The sequence below is a fragment of the Streptosporangium sp. NPDC023615 genome (assembly GCF_040640155.1).
Lineage (GTDB): Bacteria > Actinomycetota > Actinomycetes > Streptosporangiales > Streptosporangiaceae > Streptosporangium.
On record NZ_JBFABE010000016.1, the window covers coordinates 126,464 to 132,730 of the forward strand.

The 6,267-nt window shown below is 73.5% G+C and carries 4 protein-coding genes; 2 read left to right on the forward strand and 2 right to left on the reverse strand.

The annotated features are described in order from the left end of the window. Positions 1 to 145 precede the first annotated feature (145 nt). Together AB0G16_RS15235 and AB0G16_RS15240 are read right to left on the reverse strand one after the other, a co-directional pair. Positions 146 to 997, reverse strand: a complete 852-nt coding sequence (locus tag AB0G16_RS15235) for an arylamine N-acetyltransferase (RefSeq protein ID WP_362804547.1) — start codon at positions 995 to 997, stop codon at positions 146 to 148. Between the two features lie 37 nt (positions 998 to 1,034). Beyond that, entirely contained in the window at positions 1,035 to 1,559 is a 525-nt protein-coding gene (locus AB0G16_RS15240; protein ID WP_362804549.1) for an SSI family serine proteinase inhibitor, read from the reverse strand. Between the two features lie 258 nt (positions 1,560 to 1,817). On the opposite strand from AB0G16_RS15240, the gene AB0G16_RS15245 reads away from it, so the two are divergent. Together AB0G16_RS15245 and AB0G16_RS15250 are read left to right on the forward strand one after the other, a co-directional pair. Continuing rightward, complete coding sequence (locus tag AB0G16_RS15245) at positions 1,818 to 2,507, forward strand: response regulator transcription factor (RefSeq protein ID WP_362804552.1); 690 nt, start codon at positions 1,818 to 1,820, stop codon at positions 2,505 to 2,507. A 94-nt stretch (positions 2,508 to 2,601) separates the two neighbouring features. Next, entirely contained in the window at positions 2,602 to 6,150 is a 3,549-nt protein-coding gene (locus AB0G16_RS15250) for a DUF4153 domain-containing protein (protein WP_362804555.1), read from the forward strand. Positions 6,151 to 6,267 lie beyond the last annotated feature (117 nt).

The following is a 6,267-nucleotide window of genomic DNA, read 5'->3' on the forward strand; positions in this document are numbered from 1 at the left end:
ATGGCACATGAACCAACGAACAGGGTCCTGACCATCATATTGATCCCCGGTCGCGGTCCCGGATGTGGTCCCGGTCGCGTCCACGGCCCCGACCCCGGCCCAGGCCCCGGTCGTGGTCGCGGTCTCGGCGAGGAAGGGGCGTCCTCTACGTCGCGCGGGCCGCCCACACCTCGTGGGCGGCCCACAGGCGCCGCCAGAGCCCGGCGCGTTCGGCCGGGGTGACGTCGGACAGGGGAAGGGAGAAGACGTCGGCGAGCATCTCGAAGTAGTCGCGCTCGGTCTCGGCGGTGAGGGTGTGCTCCCGGTCGCCCAGACGGGTGAGCACGAGACCGCGCAGGACGTCGGTGCCGCCCGCGTCACGCCGCTGGACCGTGGCCACGCGGACGAACCCCGACTCCGGCGAGGTGGACAGGAAGCCGTGCCTCCCGGCGAACTCCGACATCCGCGCGGGTGCGGCGCGGAAGTCCATGCCGGCGAAGCCGCCGCGCGGATCGTGGTCGAACCGCCAGCCGCCGGGCTCGGCCTCCGACGGACGCAGGCCGTAGGTGAAGGGCCCCTGCCGGTAGGTGCCCGCGACGAGCGGCAGGGGATCGTGCAGCCCGTCACCGAGCCCCAGGTCGACCAGCCACTCCCCGCCGGGGTTCTCCGGGGCGGGCAGCCCGGACACCGTGAGGACCAGATGGTCGCCGTTCGCCCCCGCCGGGTCCCCGGGGCGCCCCTGCACCCCGCCCACGTGCCTGGTCACCCGGTAGCCGAGCGCCTTCAGCAACGCGGAGAACGCCCCGTTCAGGTGGTAGCAGTAACCGCCCCGGCCCCGGATGATCCGGGCGGCCGACTCCACGGGATCCACCGTGGTGGGCCGCCCCAGCCAGATCTCCAGGCATTCGTACGGCACGCGTTCCACATGCGCCCGGTGGAGCAGGTGCAGTGTTTCCGCACTCGCGGGGCCGTCCGCCCTGACGCCGATTCTGCGGAGGTACGCGGGGACATCGATCACCCTGTCACGTTAACTCCGGAACGGCTGTCCGCGGTGGTCAGAAACCGGCGATCTCCCCGAGCGTGGCCCGTAGCAGGCATGAGTTGCTGAAGGTCTGGGAGGACAGGGCGAACCTGCCGTCCCAGACACCGACCGCCGACATCGTGACCGGGTCGTAGATCAGGGGACAGAACGTCTTCGTCGACGGCTTGAACTTTCCCACGTCACCGTTCACGGGGAGCAGCGACGCGCACGCGTTCCGCGTCCTCGGATGTGTGCCCCCTCCCAGCGGTGCGCACTGCAGCACCACGACCCGGTTCGTCGGCGAGATGACCGGGCCCTGGCTGATCGCGAGTACGAGCGCCCGGTTCACGGCCGCGCCGCCGGTCCTCGCCGGGGACGCCACCGGTCCGCCCGGCGGCTTCGAGGGGACCGGTACGCGTGCCGTGGTCGAGGGGGCCGGGACCCGTGCCGTGGTCGTCACGCCCGGCGACGGCTCGCCGTCCGCGGCGGCGCCCGCGGGTGACGCCCCGAAAGCGGCCGCCCATCCGATGAGGGCTGTAAGGCAGAACACGTGCCTCATGAATGGCCTCATTCGTATCGTCCCCTGGGTCTCGTACTGTTCTGTCTTCTAAGCCTGACCTGTCGTGATCCGGTCACCGAGCAATGCTTTTCACGGCACAGGTCAAGATTTCCGCCGTCGGGTAAATTCCGCCGTGTCCGGCGGGAGGCCGCCCGCCCGTCCTGGGGGGACCGGTGCCGTGCCGCCGGTCCGGCCGTGCGCGAAACCTTCACAATTCACCCCAGGTCTTCTGCACCGCCCCGGTCTACGCTGCCGAGCATGGCAACCCCTCAGCAACGACGCGTCCTCGTGGTCGAGGACGACGAGACGATCGCGCGGGCCGTACGCCACAGGCTGGCCGCCGAGGGCTTCGACGTGCAGGTCGCCGGGGACGGGGAGACGGCACTGGCCGTCCACGCGAGGACCGGGCCCGACGTGGTGGTGCTGGATCGCCTGCTGCCCGGCCTCGACGGCCTGGAGGTGTGCCGGCGGATGCAGGCGGCCAGGCCGGTGCCGGTGCTCATGCTCACCGCGCTGGGGGAGGAGACCGACCTGCTCGTCGGCCTCGGGGTCGGGGCCGACGACTACATGGCCAAACCGTTCAGCATGCGCGAGCTGGTCGCCCGGGTGCACGCCCTGCTGCGCAGGGTCGAGCGCGCCTCGCAACTGGCCGTGGACGACACGGTCATCCGCGTCGCCGACGTCGAGATCGACACCGCCGAGCGCCGGGTCTACGTGCGGGGCACCGAGGCCCAGCTGACCAGGACCGAGTTCGACCTGCTCTGCCGCATGGCCGAGCGCCCCGGCCAGGTCTTCGAGCGGGAACGGCTGCTGACCGACATCTGGGGATTCTCCGAGGCCGCGGCCACCCGAACGGTCGACAGTCACGTACGGGCCCTGCGCCGCAAGCTGGGCCCCGGCGTCGTCCGTACCGTCCACGGAGTCGGTTACGCCCTCGTCAGACCGTGAGCGCCCGGCACGGCGGGGCGCCGAACAGCCCGGCGGGGACCCGGACGCGCGGGCGTGCACACCCCATCACTTCGACATCAGGATGCGCCGACCATTGAGACCCCTCGACTTCCTCGGCCGGATCAAGGCGAAGCTCGGCATGGTGATCCTGCTGGCCGTGGTGACGGCGTTCGTCGTCAACGAGGTCGGCATCAACGCCGGATACTCGCGCGACGTGCGCGTCGCCGTGGCCGCGGTGTTCGCGCTGATCATGGTGCAGTTGCTCGCGCGGGGAATGACCAAGCCGCTGCGCGAGATGGCCGCCGCCGCGCAGACCATCGCCAAGGGCCGCTACGGCCTGCGGGTCACCGCCACCTCCCGTGACGAGGTGGGCGAGCTGGCCCGCGCCTTCAACGCGATGGCCGCCGATCTGGGCGAGGTGGACCGGCAGCGCCGGGAGCTGGTGGCCAACGTCAGCCACGAGCTCCGCACGCCGATCACCGCGCTGCGGGCGGTACTGGAGAACGTGGTCGACGGGGTCTCCGATCCCGACCCCGCCACCCTGGGCACCGCGCTCGCGCAGACCGAGCGGCTCGGCCGTCTGGTCGCACAGTTGCTGGACCTGTCCCGCCTGGAGTCCGGGGCCCGCCTGATCGAGCGCGAGGACGTGGAGCTGCGCCCGCTGTGCGAGCAGGCCCTGCGCGAGGCCGTACTGGCCAGGGAGGGCGTCACGGCCCGCTGCGAGGTTCCCGAGGGGCTGAGCCTGCGCGCCGACCCCGACCTGCTCGCGCAGGTCCTCGCCAACCTCCTGGACAACGCGGTACGCCACAGCCCCGCCGGCGGGACCGTGGTGCTGGCGGCGGCGGCCTCCGGGGACGGCGTCCGGCTGCGGGTGAGCGACCAGGGGCCCGGCATCGCGGCCGAGGACAGGGCCCGGGCGTTCGAGCGGTTCTCACGGCTGGACGCCGGGCGTGCCACGGACGACGGCGGCGCCGGGCTGGGCCTGGCCATCACCAAGGAGATCGTCGAACTGCACGGCGGCTCCATCCACGTCGAGGACGGCGTCGGCTGCCACGTCGTGACCGACCTCCCGGAAAGGATCGAGATGACCTCCCCGTCTTCCCCGGTGGCGGGCCCGCCGGTCCCGGACCCGCCGGTCCAGGACGCCGCGGCCCGGGATTCCTCCGCCCCGAGCCCGTCGGCTCAAAGCCCGTCGGCTCAAAGCCCGTCGGCCCAGGACTCACCGGCCCAGGACTCGCCGGTCCGGGACTCGCCGGTCCGGGACTCGCCGGTCCCGGATTCTTCGGCCCGGAGATCGTCGGCTCAGGTTCCCGCTGCCCAGGGGTCTCCGGTTCCGAGCTCTCCGGCTCAGGTTCCCGCGGCCCAGGGACCTCCGGCCCGGAGCTCGCCGGCGCAGGGTTCCCCCGCCGTGGAGGTGAGGCAGGACGTGCCGGACCGGGTGGCCGCCGATGCCGGCGCCCTCGTGCCCACCGCCCCGGGCCGGGCCCCCGCGGACGGCACACCTCCCGGCGAGCGGCCGGAACCCCCCGGGTCGTCCGAACCGGGCGGCCCCGGTGAGGGCGTCGGGCCGGACGGTGCCGGCACCCCGGACACCTCCCCACCGGCCCACACCGGCGCCCCACCGGGCCACACCGGCGCACCGGGCCACACCTCCCCGCCGTTCCCGCCACGGCCCGTCCTCGTCGGGGGCGGGAGTACGCGTCCGGAAAGGGTCGTGGTGCGGAACTGGGCAGGAGCGATCATCGGGGTCTTCCTGGGCGGCGTCGCGGGAGTGATCTGCGCCTTGATCGTGGGCACCGTCCTGTCCGCGCTCGACTCCATGCTCGGCCTGACGGCCGGTGCCGGCCTGTTCGTGGCCGGCGGGTTCATCGGCACGGTCCTCGGAGCCACCACGTCGTTCGACGACATCTCCGGCGGCCAGGAACCGCTTCCGTACCGGCCTCCGGCGCAGGGCCCCGCCACGACGGCCGCCGAGGTCGTCGGCACGGCGTCCACGGCGTCCACGGCGTCCGTGGCTTCCACGCAGTCCACAGCGTCCATGCCGTCCGCGCCGTCCGCGACCCCTACGACGTCCGCCCAGGCCACGCAGCCCGCCGGTACGGCGGTCCTCTCCCGGCCGCAGGCGACGACCCCGGGAAGGCGCGGGACGGGAGGCTACCAGGCGCCGCCGATCCTGCCCCGGCCGGACCTGCCGGACACGCCCCGCTGGGTGCTGCCGGCGTCGGGCGCCGTCGGGCTGCTCGGCGCGGTCGTCGTGCCGTACAGCGGGGCCGGGCTGGGACTCGTCCTGGTGGCCGTCGCCATGGGAGCGGCGGTGATCCCCGCGGTACGCGGGCGGATCACCGCGTGGTCGGTCGTGCTGGGGGCGCTCGCCTACGGGCTGGTCGTGACGGTCATGTTCAGGGACGCGGACTGGCTGGTCGCCGTCGTGTCGCTGGCGGGGTTCCTGACGGCCGCGCTCGCCCTGTCGGGGGCCGGGCGCGGATGGCTCGGGGTGATCCGGGGCGGGGCGTCGGTGATCCTGGGACTGCTGCCGGTGCCGTGGTTCCTCGGGGCCCGTCTGAGGGCGCTCGCGGCCCGCAGGCGGGTGGTTCCCGCGCTGCTCGGCGGAGGGTTGACGGTCGTGCTGCTGGTGGTGTTCGGGGCGCTGTTCGCCTCGGCGGACGCGGTCTTCGCCGAGGCCGTCGAGCGGGTGCTCAGCGTGCAGGACTGGGCGGAGTCGATGCCGCTGAGGATCGTCCTGTTCCTGGTCCTCGCGTCCGTGGTGGCCTCGGCGGTGCTGGTCGGCCTGCAGCCCGTGGCCGAGCCCCGGACGCCGAGCCTGAGGGTCGCGGCCGGCCGGAGCCTGTGGGTGCTCCCGCTGACCGCGCTCAACCTGCTGTTCGTCACGTTCGTGGTGATGCAGCTGGCCGTGCTGTTCGGCAGTACCCGGTGGCTGGTGTCGGCCACCGGCCTGACCTACGCCGAGTACGCGCGCTCCGGCTTCTTCCAGCTCGTCGTGGTCAGCGTGTTCGTGCTGGCGATCGTCGGGGTCGCCTCGGGGGCGCTGGAGCTCAAGGGCTTCGACCGCTGGCTGATGGCCGGGCTGCTCGGCCTGCTCTGCGTGCTGACCCTGGTCATCCTGGTCTCCGCGCTGCACCGCCTGGACCTGTACTCCGACGCCTACGGCCTCTCCCGGCTGCGGGCCTCGGTGGCCGCAACGGTGTGGTGGCTGGGCGGGGTGTTCGCGCTGGTCCTCGCCGCGGGCGCGGCCCGGCTCGTCGGGCGGGAGCAGGCGCGCTGGCTTCCCAGGGCCCTCGTGGTGATGACGAGCGCCTCGCTGCTGGCGTTCGCGCTGTGGAACCCCGACCTGCGGGTCGCGGAGACGCAGATCGCCGTCCGCGGCCTGCCCGGAGCCGACCTGGAGTACCTGGGCGATCTCGGCGCCGAGGCGGTCCCGGCCCTGGACCGGCTGCCCGAGCCGACCCGCAGTTGCGTGCTGCGGGACGTCGTCACCACCAACCACCTGGCCGAGTCCGACCCCTGGAACGGCTGGAACCTGGCCCGGCGGCAGGCGAGGGAGCTGCTGGCACAGCGACCCGTGCTCCAGGGAGGCCGGTGCCCGCGGACCCTGTCGCGGCTGGACGTCCCCTACCAGGACTGACCGCCGCGCGGGTGCGGCCCCCGTCCCCGGACCGTGGAAGGCGATCGGCCGCCGCGCGGGTGCCCACCAGCCGGACGACCGCCTCCTCGATCCTGGCGGCCCCGATCCGGCGGTCGT

Coding starts and splice junctions, on each gene's coding strand:
- AB0G16_RS15240 (WP_362804549.1), bottom strand. CDS start 1,559: ATGAGGCACGTGTTCTGCCTTACAGCCCTCATCGGATGGGCGGCCGCT.
- AB0G16_RS15245 (WP_362804552.1), top strand. CDS start 1,818: ATGGCAACCCCTCAGCAACGACGCGTCCTCGTGGTCGAGGACGACGAG.